The sequence below is a fragment of the Enterobacter cloacae complex sp.6700776 genome (assembly GCF_048284255.1).
GTDB lineage: Bacteria > Pseudomonadota > Gammaproteobacteria > Enterobacterales > Enterobacteriaceae > Enterobacter > Enterobacter intestinihominis.
This window is the reverse complement of record NZ_JBLVYK010000111.1, coordinates 1-332: the sequence shown is the minus strand read 5'-3', so window position 1 is coordinate 332 and position 332 is coordinate 1. Positions and strand designations below refer to the sequence as shown.

Here is a 332-nt window from a genome sequence, read left to right as displayed (position 1 = left end):
AACTTCTGTAATCAGTCGATGGCACGACAGAGAACAATAAAATGCCCTATATCAATATCAAAGTGACAGATGAAGGTGTCACCAACGATCAAAAAAAACGCTTAATTGAAGGTGCGACCACCCTGCTCAATCAGGTACTTGGAAAACCGAAGTCGTCTGTTTTTGTCGTAATTGATGAAGTCAAAACCGACAACTGGGGAGTTGGCGGGGAGATCGTAACCGATCTTAGAAAAAACGAAAATTCACGATAAGTTGGAGATAAAAGCATGAAAGCTGCAGTCATTCATCAATTTGGTGGCCCTGAAGAAATACTGTCTCTTATACACATCTGA

At 41.0% G+C, this 332-nt stretch carries 1 protein-coding gene; it reads left to right on the top strand.

From position 1 onward, the window contains the following. Positions 1-41: 41 nt before the first annotated feature. Positions 42-251, top strand: coding sequence for a tautomerase family protein (locus ACNQ0T_RS23450; protein ID WP_036947935.1), 210 nt, complete (start codon positions 42-44; stop codon positions 249-251). Positions 252-332: the final 81 nt, after the last annotated feature.

Coding starts and splice junctions, on each gene's coding strand:
- ACNQ0T_RS23450 (WP_036947935.1), top strand. CDS start 42: ATGCCCTATATCAATATCAAAGTGACAGATGAAGGTGTCACCAACGAT.